20 protein-coding genes and 1 tRNA gene are annotated in these 22,153 nt (G+C 64.4%); 15 read left to right on the forward strand and 6 right to left on the reverse strand.

The genetic code is table 11. The annotated features are described in order from the left end of the window. The first annotated feature begins 6 nt into the window (after window positions 1-6). The 8 genes from BM190_RS05390 to BM190_RS05425 all read left to right on the forward strand — a co-directional run bounded on the left by BM190_RS05390 (window position 7) and on the right by BM190_RS05425 (window position 7,695). Entirely contained in the window at window positions 7-1,446 is a 1,440-nt protein-coding gene (locus BM190_RS05390) for an FAD-binding oxidoreductase (RefSeq protein ID WP_092252569.1), read from the forward strand. Between the two features lie 2 nt (window positions 1,447-1,448). Next, window positions 1,449-2,555: a four-carbon acid sugar kinase family protein gene (locus BM190_RS05395; protein WP_092252571.1), complete on the forward strand. Its 1,107-nt coding sequence runs from the start codon at window positions 1,449-1,451 to the stop codon at window positions 2,553-2,555. Beyond that, window positions 2,552-3,589 (forward strand): 4-hydroxythreonine-4-phosphate dehydrogenase PdxA, encoded by a 1,038-nt coding sequence (gene pdxA, locus BM190_RS05400; RefSeq protein ID WP_092252572.1) that lies wholly within the window; start codon window positions 2,552-2,554, stop codon window positions 3,587-3,589. The genes BM190_RS05395 and pdxA overlap by 4 nt, the downstream gene beginning before the upstream one ends. Beyond that, entirely contained in the window at window positions 3,546-4,733 is a 1,188-nt protein-coding gene (locus BM190_RS05405) for an iron-containing alcohol dehydrogenase (protein WP_092252574.1), read from the forward strand. The genes pdxA and BM190_RS05405 overlap by 44 nt, the downstream gene beginning before the upstream one ends. Before the next feature lie 69 nt (window positions 4,734-4,802). After that, window positions 4,803-5,765, forward strand: coding sequence for a Bug family tripartite tricarboxylate transporter substrate binding protein (locus BM190_RS05410; protein ID WP_244550600.1), 963 nt, complete (start codon window positions 4,803-4,805; stop codon window positions 5,763-5,765). A gap of 16 nt (window positions 5,766-5,781) precedes the next feature. Then, window positions 5,782-6,915: an acyltransferase family protein gene (locus tag BM190_RS05415; protein WP_092252578.1), complete on the forward strand. Its 1,134-nt coding sequence runs from the start codon at window positions 5,782-5,784 to the stop codon at window positions 6,913-6,915. A gap of 175 nt (window positions 6,916-7,090) precedes the next feature. After that, a tRNA-Gln gene (locus tag BM190_RS05420) sits at window positions 7,091-7,164 on the forward strand. A 168-nt stretch (window positions 7,165-7,332) separates the two neighbouring features. Then, window positions 7,333-7,695 (forward strand): DUF1428 domain-containing protein, encoded by a 363-nt coding sequence (locus BM190_RS05425; protein ID WP_026202257.1) that lies wholly within the window; start codon window positions 7,333-7,335, stop codon window positions 7,693-7,695. 210 nt (window positions 7,696-7,905) lie between these two features. Here BM190_RS05425 and BM190_RS05430 read toward each other — a convergent pair whose 3' ends face one another. The 3 genes from BM190_RS05430 to BM190_RS05440 form a co-directional block, all read right to left on the reverse strand. Next, the gene (locus BM190_RS05430; protein WP_177236924.1) at window positions 7,906-8,472 is read right to left on the reverse strand and encodes an invasion associated locus B family protein; all 567 of its coding nucleotides are present in this window, start codon (window positions 8,470-8,472) and stop codon (window positions 7,906-7,908) included. 66 nt (window positions 8,473-8,538) lie between these two features. Next, window positions 8,539-11,685 carry a multidrug efflux RND transporter permease subunit gene (locus tag BM190_RS05435; protein WP_092252580.1) on the reverse strand — a complete coding sequence of 1,049 codons (3,147 nt, stop codon included), beginning with the start codon at window positions 11,683-11,685 and terminating at the stop codon, window positions 8,539-8,541. Then, window positions 11,682-12,863 carry an efflux RND transporter periplasmic adaptor subunit gene (locus BM190_RS05440; RefSeq protein WP_177236925.1) on the reverse strand — a complete coding sequence of 394 codons (1,182 nt, stop codon included), beginning with the start codon at window positions 12,861-12,863 and terminating at the stop codon, window positions 11,682-11,684. Before BM190_RS05440 ends, BM190_RS05435 begins: the two co-directional genes overlap by 4 nt. A gap of 378 nt (window positions 12,864-13,241) precedes the next feature. Between BM190_RS05440 and BM190_RS05445 the strand changes: the two genes are divergently transcribed. The 6 genes from BM190_RS05445 (at window position 13,242) to BM190_RS05470 (ending at window position 19,057) form a co-directional block, all read left to right on the forward strand. Next, a complete protein-coding gene (locus tag BM190_RS05445; protein ID WP_092252584.1) occupies window positions 13,242-13,481 on the forward strand; it encodes a hypothetical protein in 240 nt (79 codons plus the stop codon). A gap of 226 nt (window positions 13,482-13,707) precedes the next feature. Next, window positions 13,708-16,107: a TonB-dependent receptor gene (locus BM190_RS05450; protein ID WP_092252586.1), complete on the forward strand. Its 2,400-nt coding sequence runs from the start codon at window positions 13,708-13,710 to the stop codon at window positions 16,105-16,107. A gap of 2 nt (window positions 16,108-16,109) precedes the next feature. Beyond that, window positions 16,110-16,799: a Fe2+-dependent dioxygenase gene (locus BM190_RS05455; protein WP_018319819.1), complete on the forward strand. Its 690-nt coding sequence runs from the start codon at window positions 16,110-16,112 to the stop codon at window positions 16,797-16,799. After that, window positions 16,796-17,773, forward strand: a complete 978-nt coding sequence (gene exbB, locus BM190_RS05460) for a tonB-system energizer ExbB (RefSeq protein WP_092252588.1) — start codon at window positions 16,796-16,798, stop codon at window positions 17,771-17,773. The genes BM190_RS05455 and exbB overlap by 4 nt, the downstream gene beginning before the upstream one ends. 3 nt (window positions 17,774-17,776) lie before the next feature. Next, window positions 17,777-18,235, forward strand: a complete 459-nt coding sequence (exbD, locus tag BM190_RS05465) for a TonB system transport protein ExbD (protein WP_092252590.1) — start codon at window positions 17,777-17,779, stop codon at window positions 18,233-18,235. 9 nt (window positions 18,236-18,244) lie between these two features. Further along, a complete protein-coding gene (locus BM190_RS05470; RefSeq protein ID WP_028145170.1) occupies window positions 18,245-19,057 on the forward strand; it encodes an energy transducer TonB family protein in 813 nt (270 codons plus the stop codon). On the opposite strand, the gene BM190_RS05475 is transcribed toward BM190_RS05470, so the two are convergent. From BM190_RS05475 to BM190_RS05485, 3 genes are all read right to left on the reverse strand, one after another. After that, window positions 19,045-19,467 (reverse strand): hypothetical protein, encoded by a 423-nt coding sequence (locus tag BM190_RS05475; protein WP_092253054.1) that lies wholly within the window; start codon window positions 19,465-19,467, stop codon window positions 19,045-19,047. The genes BM190_RS05470 and BM190_RS05475 overlap by 13 nt on opposite strands. Window positions 19,468-19,531: 64 nt before the next feature. After that, window positions 19,532-20,212 (reverse strand): site-2 protease family protein, encoded by a 681-nt coding sequence (locus BM190_RS05480; protein WP_092252592.1) that lies wholly within the window; start codon window positions 20,210-20,212, stop codon window positions 19,532-19,534. Window positions 20,213-20,287: 75 nt separating this feature from the next. Beyond that, window positions 20,288-21,151 carry a LysR family transcriptional regulator gene (locus tag BM190_RS05485; RefSeq protein ID WP_092252594.1) on the reverse strand — a complete coding sequence of 288 codons (864 nt, stop codon included), beginning with the start codon at window positions 21,149-21,151 and terminating at the stop codon, window positions 20,288-20,290. Window positions 21,152-21,240: 89 nt separating this feature from the next. On the opposite strand from BM190_RS05485, the gene BM190_RS05490 reads away from it, so the two are divergent. Beyond that, complete coding sequence (locus BM190_RS05490) at window positions 21,241-22,152, forward strand: DMT family transporter (RefSeq protein ID WP_092252596.1); 912 nt, start codon at window positions 21,241-21,243, stop codon at window positions 22,150-22,152. Window position 22,153 lies beyond the last annotated feature (1 nt).

Genomic DNA, 22,153 nt, shown 5'->3' on the forward strand with positions numbered 1-22,153 from the left:
GATCCGATGTCGGACTCCTTCCAGGACGCGCTTTCCGGGCTTGCCGCGATCGTCGGCGACAAGCAAATCATCGCGTCCGGACCCGACCAGGAGCCTTATGTGGTGGACTGGCGCGGGCGTTATCACGGCCGCGCGGTTGCGGTGGTGAAGCCCGGCTCCACCGCCGAGGTCGCCGCCGTCGTCAAATTCTGTGCGGCACGGCAGCTCGCGATCGTGCCGCAGGGCGGCAACACCGGCATGTGCGGGGCGGCAACGCCGGACGATCGGGCCGGCAATGTGGTGATCCGGCTCGACCGGATGCGGGCCGTGCGCGACGTCAGCCCGCTCGCGAACACGATCACAGTCGAGGCCGGCTGCATCCTCGCGGAGGTGCAGAATGCGGCGCGCGAGGTCGATCGCTACTTTCCCTTGAGCCTGGGTGCCGAAGGCTCCTGCCAGATCGGCGGCAATATCTCGACCAATGCCGGCGGCACAGCGGTGCTGCGCTACGGGCCGACGCGCGATCTCGTGCTCGGGCTGGAGGTCGTGCTGCCCGACGGGCGAATCTTCAACGGCCTGCGCGCACTGCGCAAGGACAATACCGGTTACGCGCTCAAGCAGCTGTTCATCGGGGCGGAGGGGACGCTCGGCATCGTCACCGCGGCGGCGTTGAAGCTGTTCGCGCCGCCGCGCAGCTCGGCGCTGGCGCTGCTGAAATTGCAGGGCGTGGAGCAGGCGCTCGAGATCATGCAGCGTCTGCGCGGCACGGTCGGCGACCGGCTCGGCAGCCTCGAGATCATGTCGCGCGCGCAGATCGAGGCGATCGCAGAGTCCGTGCCGCATGTCACGATCCCCTTCGAGCTGACGACGCCGTGGTATCTGATCGTCGAACTGACCGACACGCTCGCCGGCGTCGACCTCGACGAGCCGCTCGCCACCGCGCTGGCGGAGGCGATGGAGGCCGGCCTTGCCGACGACGTGATCCTGGCCTCCAACCTCGCACAGGCGAAGGCGATCTGGGCTGTCAGGCACAGCGTGTCCGAAGGCAACAAGCGTAGCGGCTATGTCGTCTCGCACGACAGTGTCGTTCCGCTGGAGCGCCAGGCCGCCTTCGTCACCAATGTCGAGGCCCGGATCAACGCCGCGGTACCGCACGCGCGGGTCGTGATGCATGGCCACATCGGCGACGGCAACATCCACGTCATCGCCCTGATCGACCGCGCGCGTTGCCAGGATCCGGCGGCGACGGCGGCGCTGGTGGCCGAGATCAACGAGATCGTTGACGACGAGACCGCAGCGCAGGGCGGTGCGATCAGTGCCGAGCACGGCATCGGCATCACCAATCGCGGCCGGCTTGCCCGTGTTGCCGATCCTCTCGACGTCGAGCTGATGCGCGATATCAAGAAATTGCTCGATCCGAAGGGCTTGATGAATCCCGGCAAGATTTTTGGTGCGGGAGCGGCATAACCATGACGAGCGTCCGCCTGCTTGCCGACGATCTCACCGGTGCGCTCGACACCGCGGCGGAGTTCGTCGGCCTGTGCGGTCCGTTCGATGTCGTCTGGTCGGGCGCGCTTGCGCCGCTGGAGTCCGGGAGCCTGGCAATCGATAGCGGCACCCGTGAGCGGTCGAAGGCCGAGAGCGTCGAAATCGTTGGGCGACTGGCGTCCCACCTTCAGGGCGGGACGATCGCCTACAAGAAGGTCGATAGCCTCCTTCGGGGCGCGTGGGCGGCTGAGCTCGACGCCTGCCTGCGCAGCGGCCATTGGGCTTCTTGCGTGGTCGCGCCGGCGTTCGATTATCAGGGACGCCGCACCGTCGGTGGCCAGCAATTCGCCCGCACCGTGCATGGCGATTGGCACAGGGTCGGCGACAATTTGCTGGATCAGTTGCGGCAAGACGGCATCGAAGCACGACAGGGCACGGCCGAAACGCTCTCGCAAGGCGGCGTTCAGGTGTTCGATGCCGAGAGCGACCTCGACCTCGATCGCGTCGTCGAAATGGCGCGGCGCATGCCGGGGCCCGTGTTGTGGTGTGGCAGCGGCGGCCTGGCCGGTGCGCTTGCCCGCGGTCAAGGCGCCGCTGCGCCGTCGCAACTGAAGCGGCCGGTGTTGGGGCTGTTCGGCTCCGACCAGGCTGCCACCGCATCCCAGCTCGCGGCATGTGGTCACGCCACCATCGCGCTGGCCGAGGGGGAGGGCGGCGCGGGCGTTCGACGCAAGCTGGCCGACGAGGGCGTGGCGCTGGTCAAATTCGCCCTCGCTGACGGCTTGACGCGGGCCGAGGCGGCGCGGCGGATCGCGCACGAGATGACGCGGCTGATCGCAGCACTCGAACCACCGGGCACGCTGGTTGTTGCCGGGGGAGAAACACTGAAGGCCGCTTGCGTTGCCGTTGGCGCGCATGCGCTCGAGGTGACAGGACGTATCGTGCCCGGATTGCCGCGCTCGACCTTGCAAGGCGGCCGCTGGGCCAGCGTCGATGTCATCTCGAAGTCCGGCGCGTTCGGTCCCAGCGAGCTGTGGCGCGACCTGCTTCGGGATAATCATTTGCTCAGCAAGGGGAGTCCGACATGACCTCTCGTCATCTTGCCATCACCATGGGCGATCCCGCCGGGATCGGACCGGAGATCATCGTCAAGGCCTGCGTCGGGCTGAAGGACCGGATCGCGAAAGGCGATCTGCGGATCCTCATCATCGGCAACGGCGCGGCGCTCGATGGCGCGAAAGCCGCGCTCGGTGCCGGCATTGCGATTCCCGAAGTGCGCGCCGAGGATCGCGACTGGCCGAACCTCTGCTTCCTCCAGGCCGACATCGAGGGCGACCCGATCAAGCCCGGAGTGCTCAGCGCCGATGGCGGCCGCTTTGCCTACAAGGCGATCGAGCAGGGCGTGCGTCTGACGCAGGCGGGCCGGACCGCGGCGATCGTCACGGCGCCGCTCAACAAGGAAGCGCTCAACAAGGCCGGCTATCATTTCCCTGGTCATACCGAGATGCTGGCGCATCTCACCGGCGTGCGCGGCTCGGTGATGCTGCTCGCCCATGGCAACATGCGCGTCAGCCATGTCTCGACCCATGTGGCGCTGGAGGACGTGCCGAAGCGCCTGACGCCGGAGCGTCTGCGCATGGTGATCGACCTCACCAACGATGCCCTGCTGCGGCTCGGAATTGCCAAACCGAAGATCGCGATCGCGGCGCTCAATCCGCATGCCGGCGAGGGCGGCCTGTTCGGCCGGCAGGACATCGACGTGTCTGCACCGACGATCGCGAAAGCGGTCGCCGACGGCCTCGACGTCGTCGGGCCCGTGCCGGGCGATACCATCTTCGTCAAGCTGCGCGCCGGCCAGTACGATGCCGCCGTCGCAATGTATCACGACCAGGGGCACATTCCGGTCAAGCTGCTCGGCTTCCAGGTCGATCCCGCGACCGGCCGCTGGCAGGAATTGTCCGGCGTCAACATCACGCTGGGCCTGCCGATCATCCGCACCTCCGTCGATCACGGCACCGCCTTCGACATCGCCGGCAAGGGCATCGCCAACGAGCACAGCCTGATCGAGGCCATCGACTATGCCGAGCGGCTCGCCGCTGGCGCCTCCGTATCCAAATCATGAGTTCGAACGCACGATGACCAACGCCTTCACGCCCATCGAAATCCAGCGCCCCACCATCCTCGAGTTCGGCAACGGCACGATCGGGGCTGCGGCGCGCTACGCCGAGCGGATCGGCGCCAGGCGGCCGCTGGTGATCTCGGATCCGTTCAACGCACGCCGCGTCGACATGCTGGCGCTGCCGGGTGCGGTGAAGGTGTTCGGTGACGTCAAGCCCGAGCCGGACCTGCCTAATCTCGAGAAGGCGGTGGCGATGGCGAAGGACGTCAAGCCCGATCTCGTCGTCGGCTTCGGCGGCGGCAGCGCGATGGATCTCGCCAAGCTGGTCGCGGTGATGTGCACGAGCGACGTGCCCTTTGCCGACATCGTCGGGCCGGAGAAGGTGGCCGGCCGCAGCGTCGCGCTGATGCAGATTCCGACCACGTCGGGCACCGGCAGCGAAGCCGGCACCCGTGCGCTCGTCACCGATCCCGTCAGCCAGAACAAGCAGGCGGTGCAGAGCCGCTTCATGCTGGCCGACATCGCCATCGTCGATCCGGATCTGACGATGACCGTGCCGAAAGAGGTCACCGCGGCAACCGGGGTCGATGCGCTGGCGCATTGCGTCGAGGCCTATACCAGCCGCAAGGCGCATCCGACGATCGACCTCTACGCGCTCGAAGGCGCGCGGCTGGTCGGACGTTATCTCAAGCGCGCGGTGGCCGATGGCGGCGATCGCGAGGCGCGTGCGGGCCTCGCGCTGGCCTCGCTCTATGGCGGCTATTGCCTGGGACCGGTGAACACGACAGCCGGCCACGCGGTGGCGTATCCGCTCGGCACGCGGCACCACGTGGCACATGGCCTCGCCTGTGCGGTGATCTTCCCGCATACGCTGGCGTTCAACATGCCGGCGGTGGAAGCGAAGACGATCGCGGTGCTCCAGGCGCTCGGCCTGCCGGAGCAGGGCGATCCGAAGCTCGCGTTCGAGGCAAGCTACAAGTTCTGCAGCGATCTCGGCATCGAGATGCGGCTGTCCGCGCTCGGCGTGCCTCGGGACGATTTCGGCGTGATGGCCGACGAGGCGCACGCCATTCGCCGCCTGCTCGACAACAATCCGCGCGACCTCGGCCGGGATGCGATCCTGAACATGTACGAGGTCGCGTTCTGACCGTCTCCGCGGCTCGCGCGCGGCAACCAATCAACAACACGGAAAACAGAGGAAACTTCTATGAGATCGATGTGGCTTGTCCTTGCCTCAGCCTTGGTGCTGGCGGCCTCACCCGCAAAGGCGCAGGACGGCTATCCGTCCAAGCAGGTGACGGTGGTCGTTCCCTTCGCCGCCGGCGGCACCGCGGACATCTTCGCGCGGATGGTCTCCAACCATTTGCAGGCGAAGTTCGGCAAGCCCTTCGTAGTCGAGAATGTCGGCGGTGCCGGCTCGATCCTCGGCGTGACGCGGGTGGCGAAATCGACGCCGGATGGCATCACGCTCGGCCTTGCCAGCACGTCCGCGCTTGCGATCAACCCGTCGCTCTACGGGCCGAAGCTCAGCTACCAGCCGGACAAGGATCTGGTGCCGGTCGCCCAGATCAGCGTCGTGCCCAATGTTCTCGTCGTCAATCCCAACAAGATCAAGGCGCGTACCGTGCCGGAGCTGATTGCCTATCTGAAGGCGAATCCGGACAAGGTCTCGTTCGGCTCGGCCGGCGTCGGCACCTCGCAGCACCTTGCCAGCGAGCTATTCCAGCAGATGACGGGCACTAAGATGGTGCACGTGCCCTACAAGGGCTCCAGCCAGATGCTGACGGACCTGCTCAGCGGCCAGATCGATCTCGCCTTCGACAACGTTCCGCTGCTGCTGCCGCAGGTGAAGACCGGCCAGCTCGCGCTGCTCGCGACCGCAACGCCGAAGCGCGCCGCCTTCGATCCCGAAGCTCCGGCCGTGGCCGAATTCCTGCCCGGCTTCGAGGCGGTGGCCTGGCACGGTTTCATTGTGCCCGCGGGCACGCCCAAGCCGATCGTCGAAAAGCTCTCGGCCGAGATTCGCGCCTTCATGGCGCAGCCGGAGACGGTGCAGAAGATGGCCGAACTCGGTGCCACCGCGGTCGCCGTGGATTCCGAACCGTTCGCTGCCTACATCAACGCCGAGACGGCGCGCTGGAAGAAGGTGATCGAGGCCGCCAACATCAAGCTGGATTAGGGCGGCACGCGATGAGATGAGCCGGCCGCCGCATGCAGATGGGGCGGCCGCTTGTTCAGCGCCGGTCGTCGGTCTAAGTTCGCATCAGCCAACGGGTGCGGGGCTGATGGGGACTGTTCGTTTTCTGCTGGCGGCGATCGTCGTTGGATTTCATTGCCAATTTGGCGTCATTCACCAGACAATCGGAGGTTTGGCCGCTGTAGAAGTCTTCTACATCATCAGTGGCTTCTACATGGCCGCCGCCTATGAGCGGCACTATCCGGGACGGCCTGCTGCATTCTTCGCCAGCCGCTTCGCGAGGCTTTATCCGTTCTACCTCGCTGTCCTGGTAGCTACGTTCGCGCTACACCTGTGGAACCCGGCGAACGAGAGCGGCATCTTCAATTCCCTCCGAACGGAAGAGCGGCCCTATGTGATCAACCTGTCGCTGCTGGGTCTCGATCTCTATTCGGCCATGCACAGCACCACGTATCTCCTGGTTCCGCAGGCGTGGTCGATCAGCGCGGAGATCGTCTTCTACGCGTTGCTGCCTGCCTTGCTTCTCCTGAACAGAAAATGGCTCGCCGGGTTGGTTGTCGCCGCCTTCGCGATCAAGATGACCATTCTGCACGTCTACGAATGGAAATGGGCTTACTTCCCGTTTTACAGCCAGATCGGCTATTTCGGCACCGGCGTTGTGCTCTTCTCGTTGCGAGATCGCCTGACATGGTCGACGCGTGCGGGCTACTGGCTCGCGGCTCTCTACTGCCTCTATCTCCTCGCCGACGTCTATGCCGACGTCGACTATCACGGGGGCATCGTTCAGGGCGTGCCGCTGGTTATCGCAACCTGCATCGTTATTCCGACGCTCTTCTCAAGGATCAACGGACCCCTGTCGACCGCGTTGGGCGATGCCTCCTATGGCGTCTATCTCTCGCATTTTCTCTTCATCCAGATCGCGATCAATCTGCAGGTCTTTGATCCGATCACGCTGACCAATCCGCACATTGTGAGCCATTGGCGAATTCTGTTTCAGACCTTGGGCATCCTGCTCGCATCCACGGTCGTCGCGCTCGCCTTCGAGTTCACGGTGCAGCGATGGATCGATCGGGCGCGCCGATCGCTGTTCTACAACCGCAAAGGGCCGCAGGATTCCTTCGGGAAGGCTTGAGACAGTCCGTCTGTCGGTGCGAACGCAGCCAGAACAAGCCGAGATGTTCACAGAAGGGCTGGACCGCGAAGGTCAGCGCGGCTATATGAGCGGCCTGCGAGCCGCTGATTTGCAAAGCTGTCAGCCCGCCCTCGCAGAACTTCCGAAGAAAGCTTAGCGATTTCAAGCGCTTCGGTGGGGAATGGTGTAACGGTAGCACAACAGACTCTGACTCTGTTTGTCTTGGTTCGAATCCAGGTTCCCCAGCCAGTTCCGGGCATGCCCAAAAGTCCAGATCTTCAGGTCCTTCGGTGACAGTGACGGTCCACGGGCCGCGCCGCCGGTCGCGACCGTTTGCCTCATCTGAAATCGCATTTCCCCGGTCGGATCGCCGTGGTCTGCATCGTCCTTGGGTCACACAACTCAAGGAGATTCCTGATGCCCTATGTCGATGGTTTCGTTCTGGCTGTGCCGAAGGACAAGATCGAGGCCTACAAGACGCTGTCGACGACCGCCTGCGCGCTCTGGATGGAGCACGGCGCGCTCGATTATGTCGAATGCGTCGCTGACGATGTCCCCTATGGCGAGCTCACCTCGTTTCCGCGCGCGGTGATGGCGAAGGAGGACGAGGTCGTGGTGTTCGCCTGGATCGTCTACCGCGACCGGGAGACCCGCGATGCCGTCAACAAGAAGGTGATGGAGGACCCGCGGCTGAAGATGGAGGGCATGCCGTTCGACGGCAAGCGCATGATCTATGGCGGCTTCACGACCTTGCTCCGGGCGAGCGACGTCGTCAGCTGACAGGCGGGGGAGAAAGCCTATCTCGGAGGCGCGCGGTCGACTTCGGCCTGCAGCAGCAGCAACAGGCAGCCGGCGAGCCGCGCCTCCATCACCGAATACACGCTGCTGATCGACGGGGCTGCTGCACGCCGTCACCATCACAATGACCAGCGGCTCGATGGCGATGCCGTCGGCAACGCGCAGATGGCGAGGCAGTAACGGGGACTTGCGTTACTTGATCTTGTCGTAAGCGGAAGCGAAATCGCCCAGCGGCATCGGAATCGCGATCGTCTCCTTGGCCATGTTCTGGAAGGAGACTTTGAGCTGCTTGCCCGACCGCAACGCGGCAAGCAGATCCGGCGCGATCGGCGCCGAGGCGTAGCAGCCGCGGTTCTCGCAGGTCTGGATCTGGAGATCGACCGTCTTGCCCTCGTCGACCTGGAGCTTGGCGCCGATGGGAAGGTTGAGGCCGAGCGGCAATTGCAGCAGCGCCACCGGCGTGCGGGTGTCGGGCGCGATGCGGATGTTGATCAGCACGATGGTCTGGCCGGTCTTTGTCAGCACCGCGTTCTGCTCCATCGCACATTCGAGCGGCGCGTCACGGCTGGCGCTGGTGCAGCGCACGATCCAGCCGGGCTGTTGCGCCGGCGCGCCGTCAGCCTGTGGCTGCGTCGGAGCCGGTGCCGGCTGCGCCGCAGGAGCGGGAGCGTTCTTCTTGGCGGCTTGTTGGGCATGCGCGGCGCCCAAGGGCAACAGGACAGCTGCGGTGAGGGCGACAAGTCTGGATTGCATGAGCATGGCGAAACCGCGTTGGCGTGAACCGGGGGCCTCGCTGTAGCGTCGCCGGAAGCGCCGTGCAAGCCGCTACTCGGCAGCTTCCTTAACGGTGCCGTGCTCCACCGCCTCGCCGCCTTCGCCGTCACCCGAACGGCCCCAGCCCGAGAACCAGTTGTTGAGCTCGTCGAGATAGAGATAGACCACCGGCGTGGTGAACAGCGTCAGCGCCTGGCTGACGATCAGGCCGCCGACCATGGCGTAGCCGAGCGGCTGGCGGATCTCGGCGCCGGTGCCGTGACCGAGCATCAGCGGCACGCCGCCGAGCAGCGCGGCCATCGTCGTCATCATGATCGGGCGGAAGCGGAGCAGGGCGGCCTGGCGGATCGATTCCGCCGGCGTCTTGTGCTCGTCGCGTTCGGCGGCGATGGCGAAGTCGACCATCATGATGCCGTTCTTCTTCACGATGCCGATCAGGAGAATGATTCCGATCAAGGCAATGAGGCTGAAGTCGAACCCGGCCGCCATCAGGATCGCGAGCGCGCCGACGCCGGCCGAGGGCAGCGTCGACAGAATCGTGATCGGATGGATATAGCTCTCGTAGAGGATGCCGAGGATCAGGTAGACCACGACCAGCGCCGCAAGGATCAGCAGCGGCACGGTGCCGAGCGATTGCTGGAACGCCTGCGCCGTGCCCTGGAAGCTCGAGTTCAGCGTCGGCGGCGCGCCGAGCTCGGCCATCGCCTTCTGCACGGCTTCCGTCGCCTGGCCGAGCGCGACGCCCTGGCCGAGGTTGAAGCTGATGGTGATCGCCGGGAATTGGCCCTGGTGGCTGATCGAAAGCGGACGGACCGGATCGGTGGTCCAGGTCGCGAAGGTCGACAGCGGCACCTGGTCGCCGGTCAGCGGCGACTTCAGATAGAGCTTGTTCAGGCTGTCGAGATTGCCCTGCATCTCCGGCAGGATCTCCAGGATCACCTTGTAGGTGTTGAGCTGGGTGAAATACTGCGTGACCTGTCGTTGTCCGAAGGCATCATACAGCGTGTCGTCGATCAGCTGCGGCTGGATGCCGTAGCGCGCGGCGGTGTCGCGGTTGATCTTGAGCTGGACCGTGGTGCCCTGGGTCTGCTGGTCGGTCGCGACGTCGCGCAGCTCCGGCAGCGTCTGCATCTTGGCGAGGATTTTCGGCGCCCACTCGTTGAGCTCGGCGAGGTCGGCGTCCTGCAAGGTGAACTCGAATTGGGTGCGCGTCGGCCGCCCGCCGAGCCGCACGTCCTGGGCCGCCTGCATGTAGACGCGGGCGCCCTCGACCTTGTCGAACTGCGGACGCAGTCGCGCGATGATCTGCTGAGCCGAGGCATCGCGCTTGTCGCGAGCCTTCAGCGTGATGAATATGTTGCCGTTGTTGCCGGCGCGGCCGCTGCCGCCGATCGACATGGCGACGCTGGCAACATCGGGATCGGCGAGGATGATCTTACCGAGCTGTTCCTGACGCCGGGTCATCTCCTTGAACGAAATGTCCTGCGAGGCTTCCGAAGTCGCCGTGATCAGGCCGACATCCTGCTGCGGGAAGAATCCCTTCGGGATCAGGACGAACAAATAGATCGACAGTCCGAGCGTGGCGAAGAAGATCGCCAGCGTGGTGCGCCGCCAGGCCAGGGCGTGATCGAGAACGTATTCGTAGCCGCGCAGCATCGCATCGAAGGCGCGCTCGCTCCATTGATAGAAGCGACCGTGGCGCACCTCGCCATGGGCGCGCAGGAAGCGCGAAGCCATCATCGGCGTCAGGGTCAGCGACACGAACATCGAGACGAAGATGGTCATCGCCAGCACGACGGCGAATTCGCGGAACAGGCGCCCGATGATGCCGCCCATCAAGAGCAGCGGGATCAGCACCGCGACCAGCGAGATGCTGATCGACACGATGGTGAAGCCGATTTCCTTCGAGCCACGGAAGGCAGCCGCCATCGGCGATTCGCCTTCCTCGATGTAGCGCGTGATGTTCTCGAGCATCACGATGGCATCGTCGACGACGAATCCGACCGCGATGGTGAGCGCCATCAGCGACAGATTGTCGAGCGAATAGCCGACGACCCACATCAGCGCGCAGGCGCCGAGCAGCGCCAGCGGAACCGTGATGGCGGGAATGACGGTGGCCCAGAAGCTGCGCAGGAAGATGAAGATGACCATGACCACGAGCGCGATGGTCAGCAGCAAGGTGAACTGGACGTCCTCGACCGCGGCGCGGATGGTCGTGGTACGGTCGCTGATGAGCTCGATCTTGATGGCGGGCGGGATCGCCGCCACGAGGCGGGGCAGGGTCGCCTTGATCCGATCGACGGTCTCGATGACGTTGGCGCCCGGCTGCTTGAAGATCACCAGGAACACGCCGCGCTTGCCGTTGGCCCAGGCCGCCTGCTTGGCGTCTTCAGCGGCGCTGACCGCCTGGCCGATGTCGCGGATTCGCAACGGAGCGCCGTTGCGATAGGCGATGATGACGTCGTTCCAGTCCTTCGCGTGCGTGAGCTGGTCGTTGGCGTAGATCGTGTAGGCGCGCTTCTCGCCGTCGATATTGCCCTTCGGACTGTCGACCGTGGTGATCGCGATCTGGCTGCGTACGTCCTCCATCGACAGGCCCTTGGCGACCAGTTTCGCGGGATCGACCTGAACGCGGATGGAGGGTTTCTGCTGGCCGCCGATGAAGACCTGGGCGACGCCGGAGAGCTGGCTGATCTGCTGGGCGAGCTGGGCGTCGACCGCGTCGCTGACGCTGGTCAGAGGCAACGTCTCCGATGTCGCCGACAGCAGCAGGATCGGCGCATCGGCCGGGTTGACCTTGCGGTAGGTCGGCGGCGAGGGAAGATTCTTCGGCAACTGGCCGCTGGCGGCGTTGATGGCACCCTGCACGTCATTGGCAGCACCGTCGATGCTGCGGTTGAGATCGAACTGGATGGTGATCGACGCGGTGCCCAGATAGCTCGTCGAGGTCATCTGCGCGATGCCGGGAATCTGGGCGAACTGCCGCTCCAGCGGCTGCGCCACCGACGAAGCCATCGTCTCGGGACTGCCGCCCGGCAAATTGGCGGTGATCTGGATGGTCGGGAAGTCGACCTGCGGCAGCGGTGCGACCGGGAGCAGGGGATAGGCGACGAGACCGACGAAGAGGATGCCGGCCATCAGCAGCGAGGTGCCGATGGGATAACGGATGAAAGGTGCCGAAATCCCGCCCTCGGTCATTCCTGTCGTACCTTGTTCTGGGCGTTCTGGGCCGGGTTCGAACTCGCCACCGCCGTCGAGACGAGGCTTCCGGGCTGCACCTTGAACTGGCCGCCGGTGATCACCTGCTGACCGGGGCTCAGCCCTTCTTCGATGACCGAATGTCCATCGATAGCGTAGGTGACCTTGACCTTGTGCACCTCGGCCTTGTTGTCCTGATTGACGGTATAAGCGTAGAGGCCGTTGGTCGAATGCTGGACCGCGTCATCCGGAACCACGGTCGCATCCTTCAGCGTCCGCACCAGAAGCCGCGTCGAAACCGACTGGCCCGGCCACAGCGTGTGGTCCCTGTTGTCGAACACCGCCTTGAGCCGGATCGTTCCGCTGCTGGTGTCGACCTGGTTGTTGATGACCGCAAGCTTGCCCTCGGCCAGCGTCTTCTTGCCGTCGGTGGTGAAGGCGATCACCTTGAGCGCGCCGCTCTTCTGGCCTTCGGTGATATAGGGCAGCTGGTCTTCCGGCGCGGTGAAGATCACGGAGATCGGCTCGACTTGCGAGATCGTGACGATGCCCGTCTGCGTCGAGGCGTTGACGATGTTGCCGATGTCGACCTGGCGCAGGCCGGCGACGCCGGTGATCGGCGCCTTGACCTGGGTGTAGTCGAGCTGGGTCTGGGCGTTGGCGATCGCGGCGTCATCGGCGGCGATCTGGGCGGTGAGCTGGGCGACGGTCGTGCGCTGGGTGTCGACCCGCTGGGCGGTCGCGAATTCGCCGAGCTTCGTGGCGCGCTGAAGTTCGAGATTGGCGTTGGCCAGACTAGCCTCGTCCTGCGCCTTCTTGGCCTTGGCTTGGTCGAGCGTGGCTTGATAGGGACGGGGATCGATCGAGACCAGAAGCTCGCCCTGCTGGACGATCTGGCCTTCGCGGAAGGCGAGCTTGTCGATCTGGCCATCCACGCGGGTGCGGACTTGCACGGTGTTGAACCCCTGAACCGTGCCGAGACCGGTCAGATAGACCGGGAAATCGACCTTCTGGACCGGGGCAATGCTGACGGGGACGGCGGGCGGGCGGGGTGGACCCTTCTGGGCGGTCTGGGTTTTTCCAGCCTGGGAGGCGTCGAATTTCTGCCAACCATAGTAACCCGCGGAGGCCACGGCCGCGATGATCAGAATCCAGAGGATCGGCCGGGACTTTTTCATATCGTCTCGTGTCGGCTCTTGTGCCCTCAGCTACGAATTATTGGGGCAATCGTAGGGTTCCAGAGCGTTTGTATAATACACGCCAAGTTCCAGTGTAAACAGCACTATCAGTTGAGAATCCTAAACAATTGGAAAGCTTTGCACCGTCTGGGCAGAGGTCTGGCGCGGCGGTGTGCAGTGCTGCATTTTCCCGGCAGGCGCGATCGGCGAACACACCTCAAGCAGCACTCCCGGACGGTGTGCTCGGGCCGAATGGCGCCGGGTCGAGCCGCCGGTCGGTATCGGTAACAAGAATGGTTCTAAGTCGGGCGGAAGCCGTTTCGGTTGTCAGGGATTTCAGCATCGTCCATATCGGCGCCGCCACAACGGGAGCGCAGGATGGACGAGCTGAACGGCAAGCTGATCGCGTGTCAGATTCTGATCACGGGATTGATCGCGCGTGTCGCCAATGAGCAGCGTGATCCCTTGCGCTTCCTCACCGACTTCCGGGACGAGATCAAAGCGGTCGTGAGCGGCGTCAACATCGCCGGCATGGACTCAACCGATCGCGTGCGCGCTGTTGCGCTGAAAACCGTCGACGAATTGTTTTCGCTGATGAAGCCGCCGAGCAGCGATTGATGCTGTGAGCGAGCCATCGATTGCCCGGCCTTCGGTGCGCTGTTTTTTAGAACGAGTCCAATATCAGTTTAGAACGATTTCAAACTGTAATTTAGAATTGTTTTGAACTGGACCGATTCAAGGGTTCTTGCGAGGCGCTCGCATTGACCCGCTATTTTGCGGCCGATACCAACAACTCATCGTTCGTCAAAGTGAGTGAGCGAACAGGAAGATGGGGCGTTTGGTAATGGGGCAGGTGGTCGCACCGAAGTCGTTGCGTTCGGTCGCAGCATTCGGTCTGGTGGATGAAAAGTTCGCAGGTGTTTCCGGCAAGAAGGTCTCGGCAGTTGCGAGCTTGATCGCGGTGGCGTCGGTGTCGAGTGGCGCGCAGGCGCAGCAGTCCAACCTGCCGCCGGTAACGGTCGATGCTCCCGTCGAACGTCCGCGTCCAACGTCGTCGAAGCCTTCGCCGGAGCAGGTCCGCGCCCGCAATGCGATTCGTCGCGCCGCGCAGCGCGAGCAGGCGGCACAGCAGACGGCGCCGACCACGCCGTCAGGCGCTCCCGACGGCAATCCCTATGCCGATCCGGCCGCGCCCTACAAGGTCGACCACGTCCAGGCCAGCGGCAAGTTTCCCGAGAAGATGCTGAACACGCCCAAGTCGATCACGGTGCTCAGCAAGGAAGTGCTCGAGGACAAGAACGCGACGACGCTGAAGGAGATCGGGCGCTCGACCGCGGGCGTGACGCTCGGCTCGGGCGAGGGCGGCAACGCGTTCGGCGACCGTTTCTTCATCCGCGGCTTCGATGCGCGCAACGACGTGTTCATCGACGGCATCCGCGATCCCGCGGTTTCCATCCGCGAGAACTTCTTCACCGAGCAGATCGAGATCCTGCGCGGGCCGGCATCCTCCTACGCCGGCCGCGGCACCGCCGGCGGTGCCATCAACATCGTCACCAAGCAGGCTGGCGACGTCAACTTCAAGCGCATGGACTCCGAGTTCGGCACCGATCAGACCAAGCGCGTCACGCTCGACGTCAACCAGGTCATCGACCCGACCTTCTCGGTGCGCACCGGCGGCCTGTTCCAGGATGCCAACGTCGCCGGCCGCGACTACGTGACCGACAATCGCTGGGGCACCTTCATCTCGACCAAGTACACCCCGACCAACGACATCAAGATCACCACGAACTACGTCCACACCGACCTCAGCGGCCTGCCGGATTTCGGCGTACCCTATTACAAGCAGGGCAATGTGCCGGTGACCTCGGCCGGCATTCCGCGCGGCAATTGGTACGGCTTCCTCAATCGCGACTTCCAGACGGCGCGGCAGGATTTCGGTACCGGCACGATCGAGTACAAGGTCAACGAGGCCATCACGCTGACCAGCAAGGTGCGCGGCGAGCACTCGGTGCTCAACTATATCGGCACGCTGCCGCAGAATCCGAATACGACCAGCCCCAATCCGCTGCTCTGGACCACGACGGCGAGCGCGCAGAGCCGCTACCAGACCGTGGACGTGTGGGCCAACCAGAACGAGGCCACGTTCAAGCTCGACACCGGCGGGGTCAAGCACACCGCCGTGTTCGGAGTCGAATATTCGAACGAGAACATCTCGATCGACCGCTATGCCGGCCTCGCGTCGGAGCTGTCCGGCTCGCCCTTCACGAGCAACGGTGCCGTGACAGGGGTCAATCTCTACTCCCCGCAATACACCAACATTCCCTTCGGCATTCCGTCACTCCTCGGAAACCCGACGCGCTACGGCGTCAACACCAGCAGCGTCTATGTCATGGACACCGCGAACTGGCAGGACACGATCATCGTCAATGGCGGCGTGCGCTACGACGGCTACAGCCAGAGCGCGTCGAACAATTCGAGCTTCGTGAAGCAGAACGCGGATCTCGTGAACTACAACGTCGGCCTGGTCTACAAGCCGATGTCGATCGGCAGCATCTATGCAGCCTATGCGACCTCGGCCAATCCGTTCGGTTCGGAGCTTGACGCGACCGGCACCGATTACGGCGGCGTTCCGCCCAACTCGACCCTCTTGCTCGGGCCCGAGCGCAACAAGGCGATCGAGCTCGGCACCAAATGGGAACTCGCCGACCGCCACCTGCTGGTGACCGGCGCGCTGTTCCAGACCACCAAGGACAACGCGCGCGAGACCGTCAACGGCCTGCTGACCTCGGGCGCTGCCTACAGGATCCAGGGCATCGACATCGAAGCCGAGGGCAAGATCACCGATCGTTGGAGCATCTTCGGCGGCCTGGTGCTGATGCAGTCCAAGGTCACCCAGAGCGGGGTTGCCTCCAATCTCGGCCTGCAGCTCGCCAACATTGCCCACCAGTCGTTCAGCATGCTGACCAAGTACAAGTTCGATGACGGCTGGGAGCTCGGCGGGCAGGCGGTGTACCGCTCGAAGGTTTACGGCGGCACGTTCGCGGCCAACACCAACGAGCTGCCGAGCTATTGGCGCTTCGATGCCTTCGTCGAGAAGAAGATCGACAAGAACTGGACCATGAAGTTCTACGCTCAGAACCTGACCAACAAGCTCTATTACGACTCGTTCTATCGCAGCAACGTACCGTTCGTAGCGGTCGCGCCCGGGCGCGCGTTCTATGTCGTGACGACAGCGAAGTTCTGATCATGTTGACGTGCCTGCCAGGCGTTCTCAGCAAGGATGATGTGGCGGATTTCCGCCGCATCATGGACGCCAGCGAATGGGAGGATGGCCGGTCCACCGCCGGCGCGCAGTCGGCGATGGTCAAGCGCAACGAGCAATTGCCGCCCGATAGCGAAGTCGCGCGAAAACTCGGCAACCGCATCATCTCGGCGCTGACATCGAACCCGCGCTTCATCGCGGCGGCTATACCGCTCCAGATCTTCCCGCCGCTGTTCAACCGCTATGCGGCGGATAGCGGCCACCATTTCGGCCTGCATGTCGACAATGCGATCCGCGGCGACCGTCTGACCGGCCTTCGCATCCGCACGGACCTCTCGGTGACGCTGTTCCTCGCCGAGCCGGAAGAGTACGACGGTGGCGAACTTGTGATCGAGGACACTTACGGCTCGCACGAAGTCAAGTTGCCAGCCGGCGACTGCGTGCTCTACCCCTCGACCAGCCTCCACCTCGTCACGCCGGTGACCAGGGGAACACGGGTTGCGTCTTTCTTCTGGCTTCAGAGCATGATACGGGACGATCAAGCCCGGAGCATGATCTTCGACCTCGACACCGCGATTCAGGCGCTGGTGGACCGGCTCGGGCGTGACGATCCCGAAACGGTCAAATTGACGGGTATCTATCACAACCTCATTCGCTACTGGGCCGAAGTATGAAGACCATGACCTTCCAAGCAAGCCTTGCCGCAGCCTTGATGCTGGCGGCCGCCTGGCTCGCATCCCCCGTTTCCGCCCAGACACAACCCCCCTCGGCACCGGCGCAGTCGACGGCTCAGCCGGCCCCGGTCGCTCCGGCTCCGGCGGCGCCCGCGGCGACCACGCCTGCGGTCCCGGCGCCTTCGGCTTCGACGGCAGCCACCCCGGTTGCTCCGACGGCGCCCTCCGCGGCCGCCGTTTCGACCACCGCCAAGCCTGATGCCGCGGCTGGCATCGCGCCGGCGATGAAGGAATTGTCGCCCTGGGTGATGTTCATGTCGGCGGACGTCATCGTGAAGGCGGTGATGATCGGGCTCGCCTTCGCATCGCTGATGACCTGGACCGTCTTCATCGCCAAGTCGATCGAGCTGTCGGTCGCATCCTCCAAGCTTCGTTCGGCGCTGAAGAAGGTTGCGGAGACGCGCTCCCTCGCCGAAGCGCAGATGGCGCTCGGAGCCAAGGAGGGTATCCTGCCGTCGTTCCTGACGGCGGCCCTGCGCGAGGCGCGGATGTCGGCCGGCCTGTCCAGCGACGCCGGCATCAAGGAGCGCGCAGCCTCCAGCTTTTCCGAGATCGTGCGCGCCGAGGCGCGGCGGATCCGCATCGGCATGGGCGTGCTTGCGACCATCGGCTCGACCTCGCCCTTCGTCGGCCTGTTCGGCACGGTCTGGGGCATCATGAACAGCTTCATCGGCATCTCGAAGTCGCAGACCACGAACCTCGCCGTCGTCGCGCCCGGCATCGCCGAAGCGCTGCTCGCCACGGCGATCGGCCTCGTCGCCGCCATTCCCGCCGTCATCATCTACAATCACTTCTCGCGCGTGACGAAGGGCTATCTCGAGCTCGTCAGCCGCGCCTCGGGTGCGGCGGCGCGGCTGCTCTCGCGCGATCTCGACCGCAGCCACGGCAGCGTGCATTCGCGCGCAGCGGAGTGAGCCATGGGCGTTTCGCTCGCAGACAACGACGGCGACGACGACGATTTCTCGGAAACGCATGACATCAACGTCACGCCGTTCATCGACGTCATCCTGGTGCTGCTGATCATCTTCATGGTCGCAGCGCCGCTCTCCACGGTCGACCTGCCGATCGATTTGCCGACGTCGAGCGCGACGCCGCAGAAGAAGCCGGACAAGCCGACCTATCTCAGCATCAAGCCCGATCTGACGCTTGCCCTCGGGGAGAACCCCGTTCACCGGGCCGAGCTGATCGGGACGCTCGACGGACTGTCCGACATGAGCAAGGACAAGTACGTCTTCCTGCGCGCCGATCGTTCGGTGCCGTACGGGGAGTTGATGGGCGTCATGGAGCTCCTGCGCTCAGGCGGCTATACGCGGGTGAAACTGGTGGCGCTGGAAGGCGCACCGGGAGCGCCTGCGGCAGGCACCGCTCAGCCTTAGAGGCCCGCTATGTCGGACGAACACAGACCATCCCGGAAGCTCTGGATCCTGGCGGCGGTGGCCGCGCTCGTGCTCCATCTGGGCGGTGCTGCGCTCGCGCTGGCTCATTTGCGTGCTGACGACGACGGCGATGGCCTCGGTGCGAACGGTGCGGAATTCGCCGTGGAGATGGCATCGCCCAAGGCGCCCGAAACCGATCTGCCGCCCGGGCCCGACAGCGAAGCGATGCAGGAGCAGCAGGCGCTTCCCGAGCAAAAGGCCGAGACCAAGGAGACGGAGCTTCCGAAGGACCAGTCGCAGCAGGTCGAGGATCCCGATCGCGTCGTGACCGAGAACAACGCGAAGAAGCCGACGGAAGACGATCCGAAGATTCAGGCGGTCGAAACGCCGGCCGCCGAGGCCTCGCCGAAATCGGTTGCGACGGCACGGCAGACGCTCGAGGAGGACGCGCGCGAGGCCGAGAAGGCGCTGGCGCCCGTCATCGGCATCGGCAAGGACATCCTGAAGCTGACCGCCGACTGGAACCGCAAGATCAGCGCGCATTTGTCGCTGCACAAGATCAATCCGGAAGGCAAGCAGCCCAATAACCAGAAGGTCAAGGTGAGCTTCGCGATCAACCGGAAGGGCAACGTGCTGTCGGTGGATGTCGTGGAGTCATCCGGGGATTCAGCCTACGACGCGGCCGCGGTCTCGATTGTCCGCAAGTCCGATCCGATCCCGCAGCCGCCTGCCGGGCTGACCGAGGATCGGTTCGAGCGGACCGTCGATATCATCTTCACGCCGGCCGACGCGAAAAAGAAGAAGACGGCTCAGCGCCAGTAGAGCCGGATCCCGACATAGACGACGACGAGGCAGGCGAAGATCAGCGCCACCGGGAGCGGCCGTTTCTGGGTTCCAGCTGCCGCGCCAGCCCCGAAAAAGCTGGTCGTCTTTGGCTTCGGCGCCGGGCGGCGGAAAGCGGTAACATTGTCCGCCGCTGCTTCAGGCGGGCGAGGGCGGACGTCGGGTGCCGTTCCCGCGCCACCCATCTCGGCATAATAGGCCTTGTAGATCGCACCGATGGTCGCCTCGGTGGCCTCGCCCTCGCTCATCTGCGCCAGCAGGTTCTGGTAGCTCGCCAGAAACTCCTGGGCCTCCGGTGGGAGCGCGGACGCCCCATTGAGCTTGGCCATCATCTTCCAGGTGGCAAAATCGGCGCGGGCGCGGGTGTCCGCGCGTCGCGCGATCAGCATATCGGCAGCTTTGACCAAGTCGGCCTCTGGCCCTTCGGCTTAAAGTTCGGGTGCGGTTGTTCAACTACGCATTGCCGGTCAGGAACAGAACAGCCTGAATCACATAACCGGTCAACGTTCGCAGTATTGCTGAAATAACATCAAGATTTAGACCGAACTGGGAACCTGCAAGGGGCAGCAGGATCAACAGGCCGATCAGGATCAGCATCCCGAATGGCTCGAGCCGGGCCAGTGGCATGGCGAGCGGGCGCGGCAACAGCCCGACCGCAACGCGCCCGCCATCGAGCGGCGGGATCGGCATCATGTTGAAGACCGCGAGGATGGCGTTGATGATGAGCGCATTCTTGAGGTTGTCGGCGACCCATTTCGCCGAGCTTGCGGGGACAAGGGGCAGGGCGTGGAAGGCGAGGGCCACTGCAAGCGCCAGCAGGATGTTGGTGACAGGCCCCGCCAATGCCACCCAGACCATGTCCAGTTTGGGGTTGTTCAGCTTGCGGAAGTTGACCGGCACCGGCTTGGCATAGCCGAACAGGAACGGCGAGTGCGCGAACAGCAGCATCGCCGGTAGGATCAGGGTGCCGAACGGGTCAATATGCCTGATGGGGTTGAAGCTGACGCGGCCGAGCTGTGCGGCTGTGTTGTCGCCAAGCCGGTCGGCGACGAAGGCGTGCGCGGCCTCGTGGAAGGTGATGGCAAGCACCAGCGGCAGCACCCAGACGGAAAGGTCATAAAAGGAAATGTTCACGGCTCGTCCGTTCTGGTTTGCCTGCGCGCTTCGCAAAGCAGGCCGTATAGGGCCACAATCCTTCACGATCTAGCGTTATATGGCGCCCAATTCCGAAATTGCCCGTTGCAAATGATCTGCAAGGAGGGCGCCTGCGGTCGACAGGTCGTTCGCGCGGTGGAGGCGGATCTCCGCCGCCGGCAACGGCGGCATGCCGTCACGATCGGACAGCGCACGAAGGCTCGGCGGCAAGGTCCCGGCCTTTACCACCGTCACTGCGAGACCTTGAGCCGCGATCGTCTCGACCGCAGCGAGCGTCCGGCTGACATAGGCGAGACGCCAGGGCAGGTCCGCGGCGTCGAGCGCTTCCGCAGCCCACTGGCGAAACAGACAGCCCGGCGGGTAGAGCGCCATGGGAAGGGGACACTGCGCCGCTGTCCGATAGGATGGGGCGGCGGCCCAGACCGCCTGTTCGCGCCTCAATAACTCGCCATCGCCGCATCCTTGTGGATGCATGGCGATGACGAGGTCGTAGGCCTCGCCGAGCCGCGCCGGCATCGTCGCGGTCAATCCCGTCTCGATCTCGACCCTGACCAGTGGATGGTGCCTGGCAAAGCTCGCCAGCAGGGGCGGAATGACGATGGTGCCGTAATCGTCCATCACGCCGAGACGGACGACGGCGTCGGCCTTGCGTGCGCGGAGCGCCCCGACGGCCTCCGCGTTGAGTGCGAGAATGCGCCGCGCATAAGCGCGCAACTCTTCGCCCGTCGCGGTCGGCACGACCCCAGCCCTGGTGCGCTGAAACAGCTTGGTGCCAAGCCGCTCCTCCAGCCGCCTGATCTGGACGCTCACCGCCGATTGCGTGCGATTGAGCACATCGGCCGCGCGCGTGAACGAACGATGCTCGTCGACCGCGAGAAACGCCTTCAGCAGCTCGGGATCGAGATCGGGTGCGCTCATGACGAAAACTTATCCCAGCATCACGGAAATTCCATTCCCTGTTTCGGCGTGCCTCGTATGCTGCCTTCGAAGTATCGACGGGAGGAAGCGTGGGCGAAATCTCCGGCGTTCTGGCCGCCATGCTGTCGAGCGGTCTTGGCGGCACCTCGATCGGCGCCACGCGCTATCTCGTGAGCAACCTCGACCCGCTGGCGATCGGTTCGTTCCGCTTCGGCATCGGCTTTCTCCTGCTGTTACCACTGACGCTGCTGCGCGCAGATCGCTGGCCACTGCGAGGGGACTGGGCCGCCGCAATCGGGCTCGGCATGCTGTTCTTCGTTTTGTTTCCGATCCTGTTCAATGCATCGTTGATCTTCACGACTGCCGCGCGCGGGGCGCTCGCCTTATCCACGCTGCCGCTGTTATCCCTCGTGATCGGCGCCGCGCTCGGTGCCGAAGCGCTGACCTGGCGCAAATCGATCGGCGTGGTGATTGCGACATTGGGTGTTGCTGTAGCGCTTCTCTCCGACCTGACCTCGGCACCGCCGGGCGCCTGGCGCGGTGATCTCCTGATGATGGCGGCCGCACTGTGCATGGCACTGTATGGTATCTGGTCGAAGCCACCGATCCGGCGCTCCAGCCCGATCGCCTTCACCACCATGAGCATGGCGGCGGGCGCTGCCTGCCTCATCCTGCTCTCTTGGATCCGCGGTAGCTTTGCGCCGGTCGCGGGCTTCGGCGCGCCGCAATGGCTGGCGGCTCTCTATCTCGGTGCATTCGGCGCGGCGCTGACCTTCTATCTCTGGGCTTTCGCGCTGGAGCGGACGACGCCGACGCGTGTCGCGATCTCGGTGACGGTCAACCCGATCACGGCGTCGCTGGTCGGCGCTTGGCTGCTGAACGAGCCGTTGCGCTGGAATCTGGCGGCCGGCATCGTCGCGGTGTTTGGCGGGATCTGGATCGCGACGACAACGGGCCGGCGGGCGCCGGCGGCAAGCGCGTCTGCGTCAGGCCAAGCCTGAC

The sequence above is a fragment of the Bradyrhizobium sp. Rc3b genome, from assembly GCF_900114915.1.
In the GTDB taxonomy this organism is placed as follows: Bacteria; Pseudomonadota; Alphaproteobacteria; order Rhizobiales; family Xanthobacteraceae; genus Bradyrhizobium.

Excerpts from the sequence above, each read along its gene's own strand:
- BM190_RS05395 (WP_092252571.1), top strand. The coding sequence starts at position 1,449 with ATGACGAGCGTCCGCCTGCTTGCCGACGATCTCACCGGTGCGCTCGAC.
- BM190_RS05485 (WP_092252594.1), bottom strand. The coding sequence starts at position 21,151 with ATGAGCGCACCCGATCTCGATCCCGAGCTGCTGAAGGCGTTTCTCGCG.
- BM190_RS05450 (WP_092252586.1), top strand. The coding sequence starts at position 13,708 with ATGGGGCAGGTGGTCGCACCGAAGTCGTTGCGTTCGGTCGCAGCATTC.
- BM190_RS05440 (WP_177236925.1), bottom strand. The coding sequence starts at position 12,863 with ATGAAAAAGTCCCGGCCGATCCTCTGGATTCTGATCATCGCGGCCGTG.
- BM190_RS05435 (WP_092252580.1), bottom strand. The coding sequence starts at position 11,685 with ATGACCGAGGGCGGGATTTCGGCACCTTTCATCCGTTATCCCATCGGC.
- BM190_RS05415 (WP_092252578.1), top strand. The coding sequence starts at position 5,782 with ATGAGCCGGCCGCCGCATGCAGATGGGGCGGCCGCTTGTTCAGCGCCG.
- BM190_RS05445 (WP_092252584.1), top strand. The coding sequence starts at position 13,242 with ATGGACGAGCTGAACGGCAAGCTGATCGCGTGTCAGATTCTGATCACG.
- BM190_RS05470 (WP_028145170.1), top strand. The coding sequence starts at position 18,245 with ATGTCGGACGAACACAGACCATCCCGGAAGCTCTGGATCCTGGCGGCG.
- BM190_RS05475 (WP_092253054.1), bottom strand. The coding sequence starts at position 19,467 with ATGCTGATCGCGCGACGCGCGGACACCCGCGCCCGCGCCGATTTTGCC.
- BM190_RS05405 (WP_092252574.1), top strand. The coding sequence starts at position 3,546 with ATGCCGAGCGGCTCGCCGCTGGCGCCTCCGTATCCAAATCATGAGTTC.
- BM190_RS05430 (WP_177236924.1), bottom strand. The coding sequence starts at position 8,472 with ATGCTCATGCAATCCAGACTTGTCGCCCTCACCGCAGCTGTCCTGTTG.
- BM190_RS05425 (WP_026202257.1), top strand. The coding sequence starts at position 7,333 with ATGCCCTATGTCGATGGTTTCGTTCTGGCTGTGCCGAAGGACAAGATC.
- BM190_RS05390 (WP_092252569.1), top strand. The coding sequence starts at position 7 with ATGTCGGACTCCTTCCAGGACGCGCTTTCCGGGCTTGCCGCGATCGTC.
- BM190_RS05455 (WP_018319819.1), top strand. The coding sequence starts at position 16,110 with ATGTTGACGTGCCTGCCAGGCGTTCTCAGCAAGGATGATGTGGCGGAT.
- pdxA (WP_092252572.1), top strand. The coding sequence starts at position 2,552 with ATGACCTCTCGTCATCTTGCCATCACCATGGGCGATCCCGCCGGGATC.
- exbD (WP_092252590.1), top strand. The coding sequence starts at position 17,777 with ATGGGCGTTTCGCTCGCAGACAACGACGGCGACGACGACGATTTCTCG.
- exbB (WP_092252588.1), top strand. The coding sequence starts at position 16,796 with ATGAAGACCATGACCTTCCAAGCAAGCCTTGCCGCAGCCTTGATGCTG.
- BM190_RS05410 (WP_244550600.1), top strand. The coding sequence starts at position 4,803 with ATGTGGCTTGTCCTTGCCTCAGCCTTGGTGCTGGCGGCCTCACCCGCA.